The sequence below is a fragment of the Agromyces sp. NPDC056965 genome (assembly GCF_042673425.1).
In the GTDB taxonomy this organism is placed as follows: domain Bacteria; phylum Actinomycetota; class Actinomycetes; order Actinomycetales; family Microbacteriaceae; genus Agromyces.
The window spans coordinates 1-19,036 of sequence record NZ_JBHURI010000019.1; the positions used below are offsets into that span (position 1 = coordinate 1).

The 19,036-nt window shown below is 70.9% G+C and carries 21 protein-coding genes; 12 read left to right on the top strand and 9 right to left on the bottom strand.

The window, feature by feature from the left end; all coding sequences use genetic code 11:
* Both ACFTQE_RS06845 and ACFTQE_RS06850 read right to left on the bottom strand, forming a co-directional pair.
* On the bottom strand, nucleotides 1–564 hold a 564-nt coding region (locus tag ACFTQE_RS06845; RefSeq protein ID WP_376924331.1), incomplete at its 3' end, for a response regulator transcription factor.
* Nucleotides 561–1,964, bottom strand: coding sequence for a sensor histidine kinase (locus ACFTQE_RS06850; RefSeq protein WP_376924332.1), 1,404 nt, complete (start codon nucleotides 1,962–1,964; stop codon nucleotides 561–563). The genes ACFTQE_RS06850 and ACFTQE_RS06845, both read right to left, overlap by 4 nt.
* 130 nt (nucleotides 1,965–2,094) lie before the next feature.
* On the opposite strand from ACFTQE_RS06850, the gene ACFTQE_RS06855 reads away from it, so the two are divergent.
* Nucleotides 2,095–2,610, top strand: coding sequence for an EXPERA domain-containing protein (locus tag ACFTQE_RS06855; protein ID WP_375835987.1), 516 nt, complete (start codon nucleotides 2,095–2,097; stop codon nucleotides 2,608–2,610).
* 39 nt (nucleotides 2,611–2,649) lie between these two features.
* Here ACFTQE_RS06855 and ACFTQE_RS06860 read toward each other — a convergent pair whose 3' ends face one another.
* Together ACFTQE_RS06860 and ACFTQE_RS06865 are read right to left on the bottom strand one after the other, a co-directional pair.
* Nucleotides 2,650–4,074, bottom strand: a complete 1,425-nt coding sequence (locus ACFTQE_RS06860; RefSeq protein WP_376924333.1) for a DUF222 domain-containing protein — start codon at nucleotides 4,072–4,074, stop codon at nucleotides 2,650–2,652.
* Nucleotides 4,075–4,248: 174 nt separating this feature from the next.
* Nucleotides 4,249–5,091 (bottom strand): PIG-L deacetylase family protein, encoded by an 843-nt coding sequence (locus tag ACFTQE_RS06865; protein WP_376924334.1) that lies wholly within the window; start codon nucleotides 5,089–5,091, stop codon nucleotides 4,249–4,251.
* A 140-nt stretch (nucleotides 5,092–5,231) separates the two neighbouring features.
* Between ACFTQE_RS06865 and ACFTQE_RS06870 the strand changes: the two genes are divergently transcribed.
* From ACFTQE_RS06870 to ACFTQE_RS06880, 3 genes are read left to right on the top strand one after another with little or no spacing between them, the layout of a single operon-like run.
* Nucleotides 5,232–5,588, top strand: coding sequence for a PadR family transcriptional regulator (locus tag ACFTQE_RS06870; protein WP_375835982.1), 357 nt, complete (start codon nucleotides 5,232–5,234; stop codon nucleotides 5,586–5,588).
* Nucleotides 5,585–6,376, top strand: coding sequence for a hypothetical protein (locus ACFTQE_RS06875; protein WP_376924335.1), 792 nt, complete (start codon nucleotides 5,585–5,587; stop codon nucleotides 6,374–6,376). The genes ACFTQE_RS06870 and ACFTQE_RS06875 overlap by 4 nt, the downstream gene beginning before the upstream one ends.
* Nucleotides 6,373–7,242, top strand: a complete 870-nt coding sequence (locus tag ACFTQE_RS06880; protein WP_376924336.1) for a hypothetical protein — start codon at nucleotides 6,373–6,375, stop codon at nucleotides 7,240–7,242. The genes ACFTQE_RS06875 and ACFTQE_RS06880 overlap by 4 nt, the downstream gene beginning before the upstream one ends.
* Nucleotides 7,243–7,294: 52 nt before the next feature.
* Here the strand turns inward: ACFTQE_RS06880 and ACFTQE_RS06885 are convergent, their stop codons facing one another.
* Nucleotides 7,295–7,681, bottom strand: a complete 387-nt coding sequence (locus ACFTQE_RS06885; protein ID WP_376924337.1) for a phage holin family protein — start codon at nucleotides 7,679–7,681, stop codon at nucleotides 7,295–7,297.
* A 143-nt stretch (nucleotides 7,682–7,824) separates the two neighbouring features.
* Between ACFTQE_RS06885 and ACFTQE_RS06890 the strand changes: the two genes are divergently transcribed.
* Both ACFTQE_RS06890 and ACFTQE_RS06895 read left to right on the top strand, forming a co-directional pair.
* Complete coding sequence (locus tag ACFTQE_RS06890; protein ID WP_376924338.1) at nucleotides 7,825–9,147, top strand: MFS transporter; 1,323 nt, start codon at nucleotides 7,825–7,827, stop codon at nucleotides 9,145–9,147.
* Nucleotides 9,148–9,244: 97 nt separating this feature from the next.
* Complete coding sequence (locus ACFTQE_RS06895) at nucleotides 9,245–9,898, top strand: hypothetical protein (protein ID WP_376924339.1); 654 nt, start codon at nucleotides 9,245–9,247, stop codon at nucleotides 9,896–9,898.
* Between the two features lie 38 nt (nucleotides 9,899–9,936).
* Here the strand turns inward: ACFTQE_RS06895 and ACFTQE_RS06900 are convergent, their stop codons facing one another.
* Both ACFTQE_RS06900 and ACFTQE_RS06905 read right to left on the bottom strand, forming a co-directional pair.
* Nucleotides 9,937–10,602 (bottom strand): SDR family NAD(P)-dependent oxidoreductase, encoded by a 666-nt coding sequence (locus ACFTQE_RS06900; RefSeq protein WP_376924340.1) that lies wholly within the window; start codon nucleotides 10,600–10,602, stop codon nucleotides 9,937–9,939.
* Nucleotides 10,603–10,606: 4 nt separating this feature from the next.
* Complete coding sequence (locus ACFTQE_RS06905; RefSeq protein ID WP_376924341.1) at nucleotides 10,607–12,061, bottom strand: DUF6421 family protein; 1,455 nt, start codon at nucleotides 12,059–12,061, stop codon at nucleotides 10,607–10,609.
* 360 nt (nucleotides 12,062–12,421) lie between these two features.
* Here ACFTQE_RS06905 and ACFTQE_RS06910 point away from each other — a divergent pair, with 360 nt between their 5' ends.
* From ACFTQE_RS06910 to ACFTQE_RS06920, 3 genes are all read left to right on the top strand, one after another.
* Entirely contained in the window at nucleotides 12,422–12,811 is a 390-nt protein-coding gene (locus tag ACFTQE_RS06910) for a hypothetical protein (protein ID WP_376924342.1), read from the top strand.
* A 100-nt stretch (nucleotides 12,812–12,911) separates the two neighbouring features.
* The gene (locus ACFTQE_RS06915; protein WP_376924343.1) at nucleotides 12,912–13,682 is read left to right on the top strand and encodes a DNA alkylation repair protein; all 771 of its coding nucleotides are present in this window, start codon (nucleotides 12,912–12,914) and stop codon (nucleotides 13,680–13,682) included.
* Nucleotides 13,683–13,839: 157 nt separating this feature from the next.
* Nucleotides 13,840–14,124 carry a DUF4190 domain-containing protein gene (locus ACFTQE_RS06920; RefSeq protein WP_376924344.1) on the top strand — a complete coding sequence of 95 codons (285 nt, stop codon included), beginning with the start codon at nucleotides 13,840–13,842 and terminating at the stop codon, nucleotides 14,122–14,124.
* Between the two features lie 69 nt (nucleotides 14,125–14,193).
* Here ACFTQE_RS06920 and ACFTQE_RS06925 read toward each other — a convergent pair whose 3' ends face one another.
* Nucleotides 14,194–15,663: a DHA2 family efflux MFS transporter permease subunit gene (locus ACFTQE_RS06925; RefSeq protein WP_376924345.1), complete on the bottom strand. Its 1,470-nt coding sequence runs from the start codon at nucleotides 15,661–15,663 to the stop codon at nucleotides 14,194–14,196.
* 68 nt (nucleotides 15,664–15,731) lie between these two features.
* On the opposite strand from ACFTQE_RS06925, the gene ACFTQE_RS06930 reads away from it, so the two are divergent.
* The 3 genes from ACFTQE_RS06930 to ACFTQE_RS06940 are packed head-to-tail and all read left to right on the top strand — an operon-like array spanning nucleotide 15,732 to nucleotide 18,540.
* The gene (locus ACFTQE_RS06930; RefSeq protein ID WP_376924346.1) at nucleotides 15,732–16,343 is read left to right on the top strand and encodes a TetR/AcrR family transcriptional regulator; all 612 of its coding nucleotides are present in this window, start codon (nucleotides 15,732–15,734) and stop codon (nucleotides 16,341–16,343) included.
* 53 nt (nucleotides 16,344–16,396) lie between these two features.
* A complete protein-coding gene (locus tag ACFTQE_RS06935) occupies nucleotides 16,397–16,870 on the top strand; it encodes a hypothetical protein (protein WP_376924347.1) in 474 nt (157 codons plus the stop codon).
* Nucleotides 16,870–18,540 carry a DUF5671 domain-containing protein gene (locus ACFTQE_RS06940; RefSeq protein WP_376924348.1) on the top strand — a complete coding sequence of 557 codons (1,671 nt, stop codon included), beginning with the start codon at nucleotides 16,870–16,872 and terminating at the stop codon, nucleotides 18,538–18,540. The genes ACFTQE_RS06935 and ACFTQE_RS06940 overlap by 1 nt, the downstream gene beginning before the upstream one ends.
* 18 nt (nucleotides 18,541–18,558) lie before the next feature.
* Here the strand turns inward: ACFTQE_RS06940 and ACFTQE_RS06945 are convergent, their stop codons facing one another.
* Complete coding sequence (locus ACFTQE_RS06945; RefSeq protein WP_376924349.1) at nucleotides 18,559–19,023, bottom strand: GNAT family N-acetyltransferase; 465 nt, start codon at nucleotides 19,021–19,023, stop codon at nucleotides 18,559–18,561.
* Between the last annotated feature and the right edge of the window lie 13 nt (nucleotides 19,024–19,036).

Sequence of the window (19,036 nt, forward strand, 5' to 3'; positions counted from 1 at the left end):
CTCGAGCACCTCGCGCTCGCGGTCGGTGAGCGTGTCGAGTTGGGGTGAGCTCGGAACAGGTGATTCGGCGTGCGGCGAGCCGCCGGTGCCTGTTCCGGATGCCGCGGAGTCGATCGCTCCTGTTCCGGAGGCGCCCGTTCGGCTCGCCACGGCCTCGATCACGCGCCGCGTGACATCCGGCGACAGCAGTGCGTCGCCGCGCGCGACCACCTGCACCGCCTCGATGAGCTGCTCGGGGCTCGAGTTCTTCAGCAGGAACCCGCTGGCCCCGGCCTCCAGGGCGGCGAAGAGGTAGTCCTCGCGGTTGAAGGTCGTGAGTACGAGCACGGCGGCAGCGGATGCCTCGTCGGCGGTGATGCGGCGAGTGGCCTCGAGTCCGTCCATGCCGGGCATCTGCACGTCCATGCAGACGACGTCTGGCGAGAGTGCCGCGACCGCGGCGATCGCCTCCTCGCCGTTCGCGGCCTCGCCGACGACCTCGATGCCGTCTTCGGAGTCGAGGATCGTGCGGAACCCGCCCCGCACGAGCGACTGGTCGTCGACCACGAGCACCCTGATGCTCACGCGGGCACCTCCTCAGCCCGGCGCAGCGGGAACTCGGCGCGCACGAGGTAACCGCCGCGCGATCGCGGTCCGAGTTCGAGGCGGCCGCCGGCCGCGGCGGCCCGCTCGCGCATGCCGACCTGGCCGAGGCGGCGGCTCGAGGCATCCGTCGCCGTGTCGCTCGCCGCTCGCATCACGGGGCCGGAGTTCGTCACCTCGACCTCGACCGACTCATCGGCCCAGCGCACGCGCACCTCGGCGGTCGCGGCGGTGCCCGCGTGCTTCCGAACGTTGGTGAGGGCCTCCTGCACGATGCGATACGCGCTGAGGTCGACGACCGCGGAGACGGGGACGGCGTCGCCGATGATCGCGAGCGTCGTCGGCAACCCGATCGCCGTCGACTCCGCGACGAGCTCGTCGAGGCGCGCGATTCCCCGCGTCGAGGTGCTCGTGGTCGCAGGCTCGCGGTCGTCGACGGCGAGTCCGAGCGCCTCGTCGAGCACGGCGACCGGCCCCGTCTCCGCATCGCCGCGGAGGGTGCCGAGCAGGCCGTGCAACTCGTCGACGGCGTCGCGGGCGCTCGACTCGATCGACGAGAGCGCGGTCGCCGCGGCGGCCGGATCCTTCGCGAGCACCCTCCGTGCGGCTCCGGCCTGCACGCCGATCACCGAGACGTGGTGCGCGACGACGTCGTGCAGCTCGCGGGCGATGCGCAACCGTTCGATCGCGACGGCCTGGGCGCGAGTGCGCTCGCGCTCCGAAGCGAGCTCGGCCGTGCGCTGCTCGAGTTCGGCGCGCGATCGCGCTGAACGATAGGCGGTGTCGCCGAAGTACCAAGCGCCGCCGAAGTAGAGCAGGTTCGTGAGCACGTTGATGAGGCCGTACGCGAGGTAGGGCGAGAGGGCTCCCTCGCGGGAGAAGTCGGGCAGGTAGTCCTGCACGGCGGAGTAGTAGATGAGCCCCCAGAACAGCCACCCGAACATTCCCACGACGATGATGCCGCGCACGATCGTCGCCCGACGGCGGCTGCGACTCCACGCCCCGACCGTGTAGATCGCGACGAACAGGCAGATGTTGCTGAAGAGTGCGTCGCCGACGGGCACGACACCGCCGACGATGAAGGTCGCGGATGCCACGAGCGCGACGAACTCGGGCTGGATGCGGCGTGCCGCGAGCGGCAGGGTCATCGCGGCCACCCAGATCACCGAGCCCCACCACGGGGCGCCCTCGTTCTCCCCGTCGCCCTCGCCCCACCCGGCGAGGCGGTACAGCACCACCGTCGCGGCCGTGCCGAGGGCGAGCACGATCGCGAGGATCAGGTCGTTGCGGAGGGCGCGCCGCCCCGGCCGCGGACGTACCCACTCGACGCCCTCGACGACGGGCGGAGTCGCGGCAGTCGTCACGCCAGTCATGCCAGTCATGCCACAACGCTAGCGAGTGGCCCGGGCCGCGCGGATCCGTCGGGCGACGGAGATGCCGGCGCGGCTCGAGATGCCGGCGCGCCTCGAGGTGCCGGCGCGCGCGGCATCCGGGTCGATACGCTCTCGAACCATGACCGCCGACTCGACGACCGCCCCGAACCTCAGTCTGCGCGAGCGCCCGTTCGACTGGTTCTTCATCGTGGTCTTCTCGCTCTTCACGATCACGAGTCTGATCAGCGACATGCTGCCGACCCTCGGCGTCGACATCTCGCAGCCGTCGTCGAACTTCTTCGTGAACTCCAACTACTGGTACGCGAGCGACACCGACCCGCTCTTCATGGAGCCGCCCGTGTGGATGCGCATCGTGACCGGGCTCTCGGCGTTCGTCTACATGCCGTTCTACATCGTGCTCGTCATCTCGCTCATCCGCGGGTGGAACTGGATCCAGCTGCCGAGCGTCATCTACGCGACCATGATCTCGACGATCACGGGCATCATCGTGTTCGGCGTGGAGTTCTTCGGCGAGCCCGAGTGGCAGACGACGAACCCCGTGAAGTTCCTCGCGTTCAACCTGCCGTACGTGCTCATCCCGATCGTGCTGCTCGTGCGCATGCGGAAGCCCGCGCCCTTCACGCGGCGGTTCTGAGCGGTTGCCGGGTTTCCGGGTTTCCGGTCGCGCGATCGCTCACGCCGAGGCGCGTTCGGGCGGTGCGGGGAGGTCGAGTCGGTCGGCGAGTCGGTCGGCGAGCCGGGTCGGCGAGGTGGTCGACGTGCGCCAGCCACCGCCAGGGTCGAGCCACGCGGGTGGCCGGATCTCGGGTACTCCGCGGCGCATGCGGATCGCCCAGCCGGAGCTGTCGATCGAGCGGTGGTGGTACCAGCAGAGGAGCACTCCGTTGTCGGGGTGAGTCGGGCCGCCGCGGCTGTCGGGGATGACGTGATGGATCTCGCACCAGGCGGCGGGAACGGTGCAGCCGGGGATGAGGCAACCGCCGTCGCGAAGGGTGATCGCCCGGCGTTGGTGCGGAGTGAAGCAGCGTTCGGGGGAGCCGAGGCGGATGATGCGGCCGGCGTCGTCGGAGACCACGGTCTGGGTTCCGCCGGTGCACATCATGTGCCGAACTGCGCGGAGCGAGATGGGCACCTCGACCCCGTCGGCGTGGCCCGCGCCCCGTGAGGCGTCGAGGTCGGATGCGCGGACGCTGACGAGGACGGTCGGGGCCGCCCCGCCGATGGTGGGATGTTCGCCGGACCGTGCGGCGGTGTCGATGATCGCGGCGAGCACGTCGTGTCGTTGCTGCTCGTTGGTGCGGGTCTCGGCCTGCACGGCGAGGTCGGCGCGCTCGGTGTCGGTGAGGAATCCGCCACCGCTGCGGGGCGAGAGGTGCGCGTCGAGGAGACGGGTGAGCTTCGCCGCGACCTCTGGCAGCAGCTCGCCCGAGATCGGGATGAGGCCGTCGCGCGCCCGCCCGACGCGGAAGCCCCGCCGGCGCATCGCCCGCTCGTCGTCGGGCTCGGGCCCGTCCTGATCGAGGAAGGCCGCCCATGCTCGCGCCTGCACGGCCAGTTCGTCGGCGCTGGCGCGTACCGGCGCCCCGTCACCGGAGCCGGTCGCCTGGTCGACGAGTTCGCGCTCGGCGACGTCGAGTCGGGTGGGGTCGGCGACGGTGCGGGTGCGGCCGAGCTCGCGGATGATCGTGGCTGCCGCGTCGGCGCCGATCTCGCCTGCGCTCAGCGCTGCTGCCACGTGCGGGTGCTGCGCGGGCACGGGCTGCCCGGTCAGGCCGCTGCCGGCGCGGGTCGCGACGCCGACGCTGATGCGGCGACGCGCCTCGGCGCCCGAGACCTGCGTCACCCGCTCGAGCAGTTCGGCCGCGGAACGACACCCCTTGCGCGCCGACAACCGCTGACCGCCGAGCTCGGCCAGTGAACGGTCGGCGATCTCACCGGCGAATACTGCACGGTGCGCGTCGAGCAGTCGCCCGACGCGTTCGAGTGCGCCCGCCGCGAGGAGCAGCTCGTCGTCGCCGAGGCCACGCGGCGCGTCGACGTCGAGCGCAGCGCCGAGCGCCGCCCGAACCTGCTCGAGCGCCTCGCGGATGCCTGTCATGTCGACGACTCTGCCACCACCCACCGACATCCGAATGCCCGAGAAATACGTGATCAGCCCCTGTTTTCGACCGACTCCTCCTCGACAGGTGGCATCCAATCGAAGTTCTCCACAGGAGACCGAGGCGACGGTCGATGCTCACCGCCTCGAGGGCGCGGGCGATTCGCCCCGGGCTCAACCGAGCGGATCGGCCTCGAGATCGCGCACGTGGTAGAACTCCTGGTCCCAGAGCGCGTAGATGAGCCACGTCGGCAGGATGTAGGACTCCTGCATGTAGTTCGACTGCGAGGAGTGGATCGTCCACCCCTCGTGCTTCTTCGCCACCTCGGCGCTCATCGCGTACTCGGGCTTCGGCTGGTTCGCGACGACGAATGCACCGGCCTCGCCGCCGAAGACCGAGAGGGCACCCGACGGGCTGATCGTGTACACGAGGTGTTCTGGCCCGGTGTACGAACCGCCGGATGCCTCGAGCTCCGCGATCGCGAGCTCGGTGACCCGGCCCATCTGCATATGGTCCTTGTGGCCGGTCGCCCCGCTCTCGGGCCAGAAGCCGACGACGACATCGGGGCGCACCCGCTTCATCTCGGCGACGACGCGCGCGACGAGCTCGTCTTCATCGGCCTCGGGCACCCCTCCGTCGGGGTAGTCCCATACGACGTGCCGGTCGACGCCGAGGTTGAAGCTGTTCTTCAGCGCCTCGGCCTTTCTGATGTCGCCGAGGTCCTCCTGCCGAGCGACCACGGGGGTCTGGTGCCCGGCCTCGCCCTGCGTCGCGGTGATCATGGCCGTGTACGCCCCGCCCTGGTGGGCGCGGAAGAACAGTCCGTTGACGGTCTGCTCGTCGTCGGGGTGGGCGAAGACGCCGAGCACGCGCTCGCCGTCGAGCTCGGCGACGATCGAGTCGACGCCCTTCGCGGTGGGTTCGAAGAAGAGGTGGCGACCCGCCCAGTAGGCCCCGCCGAGCAGGGCGAGGATGACGGCGGCGACGATGATGAGCGCGACGGTGCGCTTGCGCATGGGTGGGGGCTCCCGGTACGGATCCGCGTCGGTTCGCGGATGGTGACGAGCAGGCTAACCCGAGGTGCTCCGAATTCCGAATCCTGCTCAGTATCGCTCGAAGCCTTGCCAACGGGAAGGTATCTTCCTATTCTCTTCCCATGGCGCGCAGACGTGAAGGACGACTCGTCGACCTCGAGGTGGACATCCTCGCGGCCGGCATGGAGCTGCAGGGTGACGACGGGGAGTTCTACGGCTTCGCGCTCGCGAAGCGCATCGCCGAGCGAGCGGATGCCGCGGCGCTCACCGCGCACGGCACGCTCTACAAGGCGCTCGCCCGACTGAGCGAGCGGGGCCTGCTCGAGTCCGTCTGGGAGGACGCCGAGATCGGTGCGGCCGAGGGGCGTCCGCGGCGCCGCCTGTACCGGGTCACGGGTGCCGGCGAACTCGCCTACCGCACCGAGCTCGATGCGCGACGGGTCGCCGCAGCCGTGCCGGCGAAGGCGGCCTTCGCGTGACCGTCGAGCGCGTCGGCGGAGCTCTCGAGGAGCGCGAGAGAGCGGCATCCGATCATCGGGGCGACCGTGCCGCGCATCGCAGCGATCGCGCCGTGCTCGCGTGGGGCCGCTGGTACACGCGCGACCTGCCGGAGGACGTCGCCGCCGATCGTCTCGCCGAACTCGAGTCCGACGTCTTCGAGGAGCGGGCGGCGGCGGGCGGTGCGCCGACCGTCGGTCGTTCGATCGTCGGTCGCGCGATCCGCGGCGTTCCCGCCGACCTCGCGTGGCGGGTCGCACGGCTGCGCGGCGTCTCGCTGACGGCGCCGAGGGGCACGTTCCCGCTCGCGCTGCCCGCGCTGGCGCACGTCGCGACGGCGCTGCTCGTGGCCTGGGGCGTGCTCATCGTTGTGCGGGTCGGCGCCGGGATGCTCGACGGCTCGTGGGCCGGTGCCTGGGATCTCGTCGCAGCGGCAGTCGTCGGACTCGGCCTCGCGCTCATCGGCTCGGCACTGACGCTCGTGCCCGAAGCACGCTGGCTCGGCGCGCTCTGGCTCGCCGTCGCGAGCTACGTGCTGCTCCGCTTCGGCATGTACGCGCTCATCGCCACGAGCACCACGCTCGACGCCGTCTACACCTCGGCGCTCAGCGAGACCATCCTCATCAATCGCGTGATGTCGGCCGCCGGTGTGCTCTTCTTCGTTTCGATGTCCGCCTGGTGGCTGCCATCGGCCAAGGCCCTGTGGGCTGCTCGACCCGAACGGGTGCACCGATCGCCCGCGCTCGACCCGGAAGGAACCATCGCATGAACGTGCAACGCATCGCCGCGATCGCCGCGATCACGGGCGCTGTGCTCGGCGGGGCGTCCATCGTCGCGCTCGGCGCCGCCGCCTACGACGCCGGCCAGCCCCGAGCCGAGCTCGTCTCGTCCGGCATCGACGACAGTGCCGAGCCGCGACCCGAGCAGACGGCGGTCGCCGCGCCCGCCGCGGTCGAGGGGAGTTCGCAGCTCGCGGCTGCATCCGGCACGGACCCGATGGCCGCCGACTACAACCCGTACCTCGATCCGCTGAACGCCGAGTACGTGACACCCGAAGAACGTTCGGAATGGCTCGGCAAGCAGGTCGTCATCCGCAAATGCATGGCCGACGCCGGGTTCGAGTTCCTCGACTGGCAGTGGTGGCTCGGCAACGACGCGCAGCCGAGGGGGCTCGACTACGAGACTTCGGTCCTCTGGACGCAGGCGCTGTACGGCCCCGACATCTACAACCCCGGCGGCGGCTGCGCCGACGTGGGCGACGCGGCCGAGGCCGCAGCGCGTGCCGCAGGCAAGCCGCTCAGCGCTCCAGTGCCCGACGACGACCCATCGCTGCCGACCGAACGGCAGGAATGGCTCGACTTCCAGGACCTCGTGCGTGCGTGCATGACCGAGGCGGGGCAGGAGTACCTCTACTGGGAGTGGTGGAACCCCGAGTACCAGGTCGCCGTCGACCCGGCGAATCCCGACGCCCCGATCGGGTTGCCGGCGCAGCCCGAGGGCCTCACCGAGGGGGAGAAGGCGGAGTGGTCGCTCGCCCTCGACGGCGACGCCGGCCTCGGCGCCGCCTACCGCTGGGAGGACGCCGGCTGCTGGGGCCGCGCCGTGCACGAGGCGGGCAACGACAACATGCACTGAGTCGTCACGCTCGGCGAGGCCACGAGGCGCTGAGCCCTGCGGATGCCGCGGCTCAGGCCTTGGCGCCCTTCGCCTTCTCCTTGAGGAAGATGAGCGGCAGGAGCCAGGTGCCGAGCGCCGTGATGATCCACACGGTGAGGGTCGCGAGCACCCAGGTCACCCAGCCGTCGATCGTGATGCCGCCCGGGAAGAGCGAGGCGATGAGCAGCGCCACGAACGTCGAGACGAGGCCGATGCCGCCGAGGATCGCCGAGGCGTGTTGACGCGCGACGTTGAAGATGAACGGCCCGAGCACCGCCTGCGCGATCGTGAAGACGATGATCGCGATGAGGAACCCGCCCCACTCGATGTGGAAGTTGGGGAGGATCCACGAGGCGACGAGCAGGCCGAGGGCGGCGGTCACGAGCGAGATCGCCGTGCGGATGAGGAAGCGGATCATGCCGCGAGCGTAGCGGGGCGACGGATGCCGCGTCGAGCAGCGCGCCGCAGCGGCATCCGCTGACAGTGCGGCACCCGCCGCGCGCTCCCCGCTCGAGAAGACGATCGTGGCGGTGCGCGCCCGAAGCGAGCAAGATGTGTCGCATGGCCGAACGCGCGACGCGCGAGGAGACGGCACCGAACCCGGCGGCGCGCCGGGTGCAGGCGACGTACTTCACGCTGCTCATCGGCAACACCCTCGCCGCCTCGTTCATCTGGGGCGTCAACACGCTCTTCCTGCTCGACGCCGGCCTCACGAACTTCGAGGCGTTCGCCGCCAACGCCTTCTTCTCGGTGGGCATGGTGATCTTCGAGGTGCCGACCGGCGTCGTCGCCGACACCCTCGGCCGGCGGGTCTCGTACCTGCTCGGCACCGTCACGCTCGCGGTGACGACCGTGCTGTACTACCTGCTCTGGGTCGGCCACTCGCCGTTCTGGATGTGGGCGATCGTCTCGGTGCTGCTCGGGCTCGGCTTCACCTTCTTCTCGGGCGCCGTCGAGGCGTGGCTCGTCGACGCGCTCGCCGCGACCGGCTACACGGGCGGGCTCGAGCGGGTCTTCGGGCGCGGCCTCGCGCTCGCCGGCGCGGCGATGTTCATCGGGTCGATCGCGGGTGGGGTCGTCGCGCAGGCGACGAACCTCGGCGTGCCGTTCCTGATCCGCGCGGGAATCCTCATCGTCATGTTCGTCGTCGCGGCGCTCGTGATGCGCGACCTCGGGTTCACGCCCGCCGGCCGGGCGCACCCGATCCAGGCGACGAAGGAGGTCTTCAACGCCTCGGTGAAGTACGGGCTCGGGCGGCGGCCGGTGCGCTACGTCATGTTCGCGTCGTTCTTCACGACCGGCGTCGGCTTCTACGTCTTCTACGCGCTGCAGCCCTACCTCGTCGAGCTCTGGGGCGACACCGGTGCGTATTCGATCGCGGGTCTCGCCGCGGCGATCCTGTCGGGCTCGCAGGTCATCGGCGGCCTCGTGGCGCCCTGGGTGCGCCGGCGATTCCGCAAGCGCACGACGACCATCATCCTGAGCCTCGTGGTCTCGAGCCTCGTGCTGCTCGCGCTCGGCGTGAACCGCAACTTCTGGATCGCGCTCGTGCTCCTCACCGTGTGGGGGCTCGTCGACGCGGCCGCCGGCCCGGTGCAGCAGGCGTACCTCAACGACATGATCCCGTCGCAGCAGCGCGCGACCGTGCTCTCGTTCGACTCCCTGCTCGGCAGCACGGGCGGCGCCGTGATCCAGCCGGTGCTCGGCCGTTCCGCCGACCTCTGGGGCTATCCGGGGTCGTTGCTCGTCAGCGGCGGCATCCAGGCGCTCGCCGTGCCGTTCCTCTGGCTGAGCCGCAAGCAGGGGTCGCCGGCGGATGTCGCGACGGGCGAGTCGCCCGACACGCCCGAGGAGATCTCGGAGCAGGGGCCGGCGGCCGTGTAGGGCGCGGGTTCGCCCCCCGTTCGGGGGGCGTGTACCATGGCTCGGACACCACCGAGCGGCCGAGCGGTCGTTCCCGAATCGCTGCGGGAGGTGCCCGATGCGCAAGACCGTCGTCTTCAGTGCCGTTGTCACGGCCCTCTTCGTCGGGTCGATCTTCGTCGGCGTCGCCGCCGCCTCCACCGGCGCCCCGGTGCTCTACGACGCGCGCTCGCCGCAGCCGGTCGCGACGGGTTCGGACGCCTTCGACGTCGACGCGGGCGAGGCGCAGGGCCAAGCCCCCGGCGCTCCCGCCGACGGGGCCGACAGCGACGACGCACCGCTGCCGAAGCCGTCGACTCCGCCCGAGGCGACCCGGCCACCGACTCCGACCCCGACTCCGACGCCGAACACCACGAGCCCGCCGGTGGCCGACCCGATGCCGACGCCCGAGGAGCAGCAGGCCTGGCTCGGCTTCCAGCAGCTCGTGCGCGAGTGCATGGTCGCTGCCGGCCACGAGTACCGCGAGTGGGAGTGGTGGACCACCGAACCGCGCGACCCGACGTCGACGGCCCCGGCGATGCCCGCCGGGCTCACCGCTGAGGGCCAGGCCGCTTGGCGGCTCGCCCTCGAGGGAGATGGCGGCGAGAACGACGGATGCCTCGGTGAGGCCGTGCGCGAAGACCAGTCGCGGCCGCCCGTGCCGCCCGCCGCGGCTCCGCCGCCGCCTGCTGCGACCGAGGCGCCCGACGACGCGCCGCCGCCGACCGACTGACGCCTTCGACCGACTGACGTCGCTCGAACCGGTCGGCCTCAGGCCTCGGGTGACAGCGTCTCGACTCGCCCGTTCAGCTCCGCGGCATCCGTGCCCCAGAGGTCGACGACCGCGGTGGCGAGCGTGTCTTCGAGGCCGGCGAGCGCCTGCACGCGGAACGTGACCGCGGCCGCGGTGTCGCCCGCCTTGCCGAAGCCCTGTGCGAGCGAGCGCATCCACGACTCGCTCGCGGCCTTCACCGCGGTGTAATTGGCGCCGCCCGCGGTGGGTCGCTCGACCGTCGTCGACGAGACGATCGCGATGCGGCCCGCGGGGGATGCGACGAGGTCGTCCCAGAACGCGCGGCTGACGTAGCGGAGCGCCGTGAACGAACGCTCGAGCACGCGGTAGTCCTCTTCGGTCTGGCCGGCGATGCCGCCGCCGCCCCGCCATCCGCCGACGAGGTGCACGACCCCGTCGAGGTCGCCGACCCTCGCGTGCACGCGCATCGCGAGTTCGAGCACATCGTCGCCGTCGGTGAGGTCGGCGCGCTCGCCGATCACGCCCGGCAGCTCGGCCTCGAGGCCGACGAGGCGCTCCTCGTCGCTGCCGACGGCCACCACGCGTGCGCCCGCCTCGAGCAGGGCGCGGGCGACCGCCCGGCCGGAGGCGCTCGTCGCTCCCGCGATGAGCACCGTCCGGCCGGACAGGTCGACTGCTGCCATGGACTCAGGCACTCGCTGCCGTGATGCCGACCGTCGACTCGATGACGGGCTTCATCTTCTTGTCGAGCGCCTCGTAGAACATCGAGAGCGGGAACTCGTCGTCCATCACGAGGTCGGTGTAGCCCTTCGGCGGGCCGGCGAGCACCTCGCGGGGCAGGCCCTCGGCCCACACCGACGCCGGGTTCGGCGTCACGACGCTCGTGACGAGGTCGTAGGCGGCGAGCCAGTGCACCGTCTTCGGGCGGTCGATCGACTTCCAGTACAGCTCGTCGATCGCGTCGCCGAGCTCGACGACCGCGTCGGGCACGGCGTCCCAGTCGAAGCTCAGCGAGACGTCCGTCCAGTCGAGCACGTGCTTCTGGTGCAGCCACGCGAACAGCAGCTGGCCGCCGAGCCCGTCGTAGTTGCGCACGCGCGAACCCGTGATCGCGAACCGGAAGATGCGGTCGAAGATCACGGCGTACTGCACGAGCTTGCCGGTCGAGCGCATCTGCTCCTCGACGTCGGTGAGCTCCTCGCCGGCAGCGAGGCGCGCGTTCAGTGCGCGCTCGATCTTCACCGACTCGCGGAACGCGGTGAGGTCGCACCGGAGCTCCTCGAGCGAGTAGAGGAAGAACGGCATCCGCTGCTTGATCATGAAGGGGTCGAACGGCAGGTCGCCGCGCATGTGCGTGCGGTCGTGGATGATGTCCCACATCACGAACGTGCGCTCGGCGAGCTCCTGGTCCTCGAGCAGCGCCGCCGCATCGGCGGGCAGCTCGAGCTTCGTGATGTCGGACGCCGCGCGCACGACACGGCGGTAGCGCGCCGCCTCGCGGTCCTGGAAGATCGCGCCCCACGTGAACGTCGGGATCTCGCGCATCGCGACCGTCTCGGGGAACAGCACCGCCGAGTTCGTGTCGTACCCGGGCGTGAAGTCGACGAGGCGCAGGCTCACGAAGAGCTTGTTGCCGTAGTCGCCCGCCTCGAGCTCCGCGATGAACTCGGGCCAGATCGTCTCGACGACGAGCGCCTCGACGTGCCGGTCGGACGAGCCGTTCTGCGTGTACATGGGGAAGACGACGAGGTGGCGGATGCCGTCGATGCGGTGCCGCTGCGGCTGGAACGCCACGAGCGAGTCGAGGAAGTCGGGCACGCCGAAGCCCTCGGACTGCCAGCGGCGGAAGTCGACGACGGATGCCGCGAGGTATTCGGCCTCGTGCGGGAACCGCGGCGCGAGCGCCTCGATCGACTCGACGATCGCGTCGACGAGCGTCGACGCCTCGGCACGATCGGATGCCTCGGGCACCGAGCCGTCCTTCACCTGCAGCGCCTGGAGCGCGGTCGCCGATTCCTTGAGGCGGAGCCATGCGGCATCCGTCTCGACGCCTTCGGCGAGTGCGAGGTCGGCGGCGGTCACCGCGTCCTCGAGAACCTCGGGTTCGCCGATGATGGCGTCGATCGTGGTGTTGCTCGACATGTGAACCTCCGATCCTCGATGAGGGAGTGAGTGTGCGTCTGGGACGTGCGCGGCGCGAATCGCCGTGCTCTTCAAGGCTACGAGCGGAGGCTCTGCGATTGGTTGTGCCCCGACGCGGGATTGTTGCGTGAGCGCAAGAATCCGCGGCGGAGATCGCCATCGCGCGCAGGCGCTGCCGGGGGAGGGTGTCGTGACGGTTCCTCGACCTTGGAGCGGGTGCTGCCACTGAGTCGGGCAGGTGCGCGCACGTGGTGCAGGGTGCGCCCGCACCGACCGAGAGTCCGGTGCGGATCCGGATGACGCTTGTCGGACCCCCTTTTACCGTGAGGAATGTTCAATCAACGAGTGGAAGGAACGATCATGTACACCACGAAGACGGGAGCAGCGGCCATCGGAGCAGTGGCCCTCCTCGTCGTACTCACCGCATGCGCAGGGGTGCGCGGCACTGACACCGAGCCCGCGAATGTTCCGCAGTCGCAGCAGCAGCTCCAGGACTCGGCGCGGCGCGAGTCGGCCGCGATGCGCGCCGAGCTCCACGCCCGAGACGCCGCTGCATCCGTGCCGTCGGCCGCGGTGGTCGAAGGCGTGCGCAGCGCGAAGCAGGCCGAGGCCCGCAGTCATGCCGAGTCTTCATCGACCGCGGTGGTCGAAGGCGTCCGCACCGCGAAGCAGGCCGAGGCTCGCAGCGATGCCGAGTCGCGTCGTCAGCACGAGCTCGAGCACGGCGCATCCTCGGATCGACTCCGGTGACGCGCTCGACCCGACGGGGTCCCGGCCGCCGCCGGGGCCCCGTCGCATGCGTGCACGCGGAGTGGGCGCAGTGGGGAGTGGGCGCAGTAGAGTGCGGCTCATGTCCGACTCGCCCGCGCCGGTCCCGTCCGAGCTGACCGCGACCGCGCTCGCCGCCGCGATCGATGCCGCAGGCGATCCGGCGGACGCTGCGTTCCTCCAGTGCTTCTTCAAGACCGGCCCCGGAGAGTACGGCGACGGCGACGTCTTCGTCGGCGTTCGCGTGCCGGCGACCCGGACGATCGTGAAGGGCTTCGAGCGGATGCCGCTGCTGGAGGCATCCGCCCTGCTCGCGAGCGAGGTCCACGAACATCGGCTCGCCGCCCTCCTCGTGATGGTGCGGCAGCTGCAGCTCGCCATGAGGCCGCGTACCCGGGACGATGCCGCGGTCGCGTCGCTGCACCGCGCCTACCTCGACGCGGTGCGGGCCGGGCGCGTGAACAACTGGGATCTCGTCGATGCGTCGGCGGAGTTCCTCGTGGGGCAGGTGCTCCTGGCCGACGGCGGGGACGGGTCGCCGCTGCTCGACGAGCTCGCGGCATCCGATTCGCTCTGGCAGCGACGGGTGGCGGTGCTCTCGACCTTCGCCTACATCAAGGCCGGCGACGGCGGACCGATCCTCCGGCTCGCACCCCGGCTGCTCGCCGACCGCGAAGACCTCATGCACAAGGCGGTCGGCTGGATGCTGCGAGAGCTCGGCAAGCGAGTCGATCGCGGGGCGCTCACCGACTTCCTCGACGAGTACGCCGCGCGGATGCCTCGCACGATGCTGTCGTACGCCACGGAGCACCTCGCCCCCGAGGAACGCGCGGCCTTCCGTGCGCGGCGGTGACGTGACGCCGACGTGATGCCGACGTGACGCAGGCCGCCGCGACACGCGGAGTCGCACGGCGCAATACGGAGAGTTCTCTCCATTGACACCGACTCGCGGGCGCTGTCAGTATTCGGTTCGGCAATCCGTCGACCACTACAGCAAGGAAACCTCACACATGACCACTCCCGCTCCCGCCCCCGTGCCTGCACCGTCGGCGCCCGCCGAGAAGTGGAACGTCCTCTCGATCGTCGGCTTCGTGCTCTCGATCGTCGGGTTCAACATCGTCGCGATCGTGCTCGGCTTCATCGGCCTCAGCCAGGTGAAGAAGACGGGCGAGCGCGGCCGCGGCCTCGCGCTCGCCGCCGTCATCATCGGCTTCGCATCGATCGTGATCGGCATCATCCTCTTCATCGCGTTGTTCGCGTTCGCGGCGTCGAACCCGAACATCTCGACCTACTAGGTCTCGCGGGCCACCCGCACGGAGTCCCCGCACGGCGCCGCCGGTGGGGACTTCGTCGTTGCCGGGCCGTCAGCGCACGAGGTCGGCCTCGCGGATCCGGGCGCCGGTCGCCGATGGCACGGCGCGTCCGGCGGGCAGCAACAGCGCGACGAGCGCCGACGCCAACAGCACGGCCGCACCGACGATGACCGCCGGCTGGGCCCCGATGCCGTAGTCGGTCGGCGTCAGCGCGCCGCCCGCCCCGGTGAAGACCGCCGTCGACACGGCGATGCCGAGCGCCACGCCGACCTCGCGCAGCATCGAGTTGGTGCCGCTCGCCTTGGCGTGGTCGTTCGGCGCCATGGTCGCGAGCACGGCCGTCGCCGACGGTGCGAACACGAGTCCCATGCCGACGCCCGCGAGGATGAACGGTGCGACGAAGGCGGAGAACTCGGTGGCCGCATCGAGCAACTGCGCCAGCCAGAAGAGGGCGCCGGACAGCGCAACGAGCCCGGCGACGATGAGCGCACGGGTGCCGATGCGTCCGGCGAACGCGCCCGCGAGCGGGGCGACGATCATCGGGGCGAGGGTCCACGGCGAGGTCTGCAGTGCCGCTTCGAACGGACTCGCGCCCTGCACTACCTGCAGGAACTGGATGAGCAGGAAGATCGAGCCGAACGCGCCGAAGCTGAACCCGAAGCCCGCGAGGTTCGCCACGGTGAAGCTGCGGTCGCGGAAGAGGCGGAGCGGCAGGAGCGGCGCCGGCGTGCGCGCCTCCCATGCGATGAACGCGGCCAGCAGCGCACCGCCCGCGATCAGGCTGCCGAGCACCTCGAGGCTCGACCAGCCCGCGTCGTTGCCACGAACGATGCCGTAGACCAGGCCGAGGAGGCCGAGGCCCGACAGCACGAGGCCGACGACATCCGCTCGCAGTCGCGCGCCGAAGCTGTTCGGCAGGGCGACGAGCGCGAGCGCGATCGACGCGAGGCCGATGGGCACGTTGATCCAGAAGATCGCCTGCCAGGCCCAGCCCTCGATGATCGCGCCGCCGATGAGCGGGCCGACGGCGACGCCGAGGCCCGAGACGCCGCCCCAGATGCCGATCGCGAGCGGTCGGCGCGCGATCGGCACCGAGCCGGCGAGCAGCGTGAGCGAGAGCGGCATGATCGCCGCGGCGCCGAAGCCCTGCGCGGCGCGCGCCGCGATGAGCTGGCCGGGATCGGTGGCGAGGGCGGCGAGCGCCGAGCTCAGGGTGAAGACGACGATGCCGATCACGAAGACCGTGCGCCGCCCGAACCGGTCGCCGAGTGCGACGGCCATGAGGATCGTGCTCGCGAAGGCGAGCGTGTAGGCGTTCATGAACCACTGCAGCTCTTCGACTGAAGCGCCGAACTCCGAGTGGAGCACCGGCAGCGCGTTGGTCATGACGAGGTTGTCGAGCGTCGCCATGAACATCGGCAGCGCCGTGGCGACGAGGACGAGCCAGATCGGGCTCGGGCGCCGGGCGCCGGAACGGCGCTCGGCGGGGCGAACTGCGGCATCGAGAGTGGTGGTGGACACGACCGCGCTCCTTGTTGTTATCGGATGATTACTTCGAACTGTAGTAATCGACTGATAACATGTCAACCATGACGGTCGAATCGGTTCCCACGGCTCCGCGAATGAAGGCGGCCGACCGCCGCGAGCTCATCCTCGAGGCCGCCACCGCGGTGTTCGGCGCGAAGACCTACGTCGGCACGACGACCGACGAGGTCGCCCGCGCCGCCGGCGTCAGTCAGCCCTACGTCGTGCGGCTGTTCGGCACGAAGGAGAAGCTCTTCGTCGAGGTCATCGAGCGGGCGTACGCGCGCCTGATCGGCGACTTCCGTGCGGCGCTGCCCGGTCCGGTCGAGGGGCGCGGCGAGCGCATGGGCACCGCGTACACGGCGCTGCTGGCCGAGCGCGGCATGCTCTCGGTGATCGCGGGCTCGACGGCGCTCGGCGGAGAGCCCGTGATCGGCAGGGTCGCCCGCGCGGGGTTCAGCGAGATCTGGCGATTCCTCCGCGAGGAGGCCGGGTTCTCCGAAGAGCAGTCGCGCGAGTTCATGGCCACCGGCATGCTCATCAACGCGATCGTCGGACTCCGGCTGACCGGCGACTACGGCGACGAGGTCTCGGCGACCGAGATCTTCGACGCGTGCTTCCCCGAGGGAGTCGCGAAGCTGCGAACCCTCATGCCGGCGGCCGACGAGCCCTGGTGACGCGCCCGAGATTCTCATAGTCGACGACGCTCGGCGTGCGCCATGATGTGTGCATGGTGGAACCCCCGGAGCGGCCCGCAACAGGGTCGAATCGCACGCTCATCGTGATCCTCTCCGTCATCGGCGTGCTCATCGTCGTCGCGCTCGTCGTCGTGTTCACGCGAGGTGCGCCCCCGCTCCTCGACGAGTCCACTCCCGAAGGCGCGGTGCAGCGGTACTCGGCTGCGGTGATCGACGGCGACGAAGCCGCTGCGATCGAGTACCTCGTTCCCGAGCTCGGCGACCCGTGCCGCGAGTTCGACGGCGGCGACTCCCAAGACCTGCGCGTCACCCATGTCTCGACGACGCAGCGCGATGACGCCGCCGAGGTGCAGGTGCTCATCACCACCACCTACGACGCCGGGCCGTTCGACTCCCCGAGTTACGAGGAGAAGGCCGAGTTCGAACTCGTCAGGAGCGGGGGCGGCTGGCTCATCGAGTCGACACCCTGGCCGCTCACGATCTGCGAACCCGAGGAGGTGCAGTGATGAGCACCGCGCAGGGCACCGTTCGCCGCCTGATCGTCTACTCGCTCCTCTTCGCCCTCGTCACGATCGCCGCGATCGGCATCGCCGGCCTGCTCGAGCGTCTGCTCGGCGTCGGCAGCGAATTGGTGTTCGGCGGCACCCTCGACCTCGCTCGCTCGCTCGCGTTCGCGCTCATCGGCGGGCCGCTCGCGGCCGTGCTGTGGTTGTCGGTCTGGCGACGGCTCCGCGACGACGCCGAGCGTGCATCGCTCGCTTGGGGCCTCTACTTGGCGGCCATGTACACGGTGGCGCTCGTCGTGGCGACCTCGACGCTCGTCGGCACGGCGGCATCGCTGGTCGACGGCGACCGGCAGCCCGGCACCTTCGCAGCCTTCGTCACCTGGACCCTCGTCTGGGTGTGGCATCGGTGGATGTGGCGGCATCCGGCGAAGCATCCGGTTCGGCTGCAGACGGTGCCCGCGGTCGCGGGGTCCGTCTTCGGACTCGTCGTCGGCGCAGGCGGCGCCGTCAACGCCCTCGGCACACTGTTCGACACGGCGATCCGCGAGGTCTCCGAGTCCGCGATCGCCGGAAGCCCGTGGGAGCAGTTGACGGTCGACGGGTTCATCTGGGCGGTGGCCGGCGCGGTCATCTGGTGGTGGCACTGGTACCGCGAGGGTGCGAAGCACCTCGGCACGGGCCTCGCCGCCGTGGCGCTCGTGGTCGTCGGCGTGATGGCCGCAGGCCTGCTGATGCTCGGCGGGCTCGGCACGTCGCTGTGGGTCGGGCTTCGCATCGCCTTCGACGGCAGCGCGCCCGCCGGTGAAATCCTGCGTCCGCTGGGGGCCGCGCTCGCCTCGTCGCTCGTCGGCGCGCTCGTGTGGACCTACCACCGCCAGATCGCGGCCGGCCGGTCCGACGGCACACGCCGGGCGAGCATGCTCGTCATGTCGGGGGTCGGTCTCATCGGCGCGGCAACGGGCATCGGCATCATCGTGAACAGCGTGCTCGCGGCGCTCGTGAACCCGCTCGCGTCATCCGACGCCCGCTCGCTCCTCCTCGGCGGCATCAGTGCGCTCGTCGTCGGGGGTCCCGTCTGGTGGCTCAGCTGGCGGCCGACCGCCCACGTCGAACCGGCGGAGATCGCCTACCCCGGCCGTCGGGTCTACCTCGTGACGGTGTTCGGACTGAGCGCGATCGTCGCGCTCATCACGCTGCTCGTGATCGGCTTCCAGCTCTTCGCGTTCGGCCTCGCCTCGACGAGTGGCGCGAGCCTGATCGACGAGGTGCGTGCTCCGCTCGGCCTGCTCGTCGCCACCGTGCTCGTGTTCGGGTACCACTTCGCCGTGTGGCGTCGCGACCGGTCGGTGATCGCCGCAGCGGGGCTGGCTCCCGATCAGCGCGTCGGCCGGGTCATCCTCGTGGCCGGCGGCCAGACGACGGAGATCGAGCAGGCGATCCGCGCCACCGGCGCTTCCGTCAGCGTCTGGCGGAGTGCCGAGCCCGCGGTCGAGCTCGAGCCCGAAGCCGGGGCCGCACCAGAGCCCGACGCCGGGTCGCCCGGCGAGGCCGGCGCACGGCGCCCCAGTCCGCAGGCGGTCGTCGCGGCGCTCGCGGGCGTCGCCGCGAAGCGCGTCGTCATCATCGCCGGGCCGGGCGACCGCGTCGAGGTGATCCACCTCGCCGACTGACCGGCACGCCGGGGTTCGTCAGAGCGCCTTCTGCATGTGGAGCGCCGCCGTTTCGTAGCCGAGCCCCTCGTAGAGGCGGATCGCCGGCGTGTTGTAGCCGAAGACGTTCAGTCGCAGGTTCACCGCGCCGTGCTCGCGCGCGACCTCCTCGGCGAGCCGCATCGCGCGGGCGCCGAGTCCGCGCCGCCGGTGCGACTCGTGGACCTCGACGTCGTAGACGTACCAGTTGGCGGGGTCGGCCATCGGGCCGACCCAGAGCCAGCCGGCGTCGTCGCCATCGGCCTCGATCGTGAAGAGCGCGTGTCCGTCGACGAGGCGGCCATCGGGGAAGTACTGCTCCTCCGAAGCGCGCCGACCGGCGGCCGCTTGCTCGGCGTCGTCGCCCGCGACCCGACGCGCCTGCTCGTACGCCGCCATCGCGACGGGCAGCCAGGCAGCGGTCTCTGCGTCGGTCTTGGGGCGGAGTCGGACGTCGTCGGTCATCCGCCCATGGTGC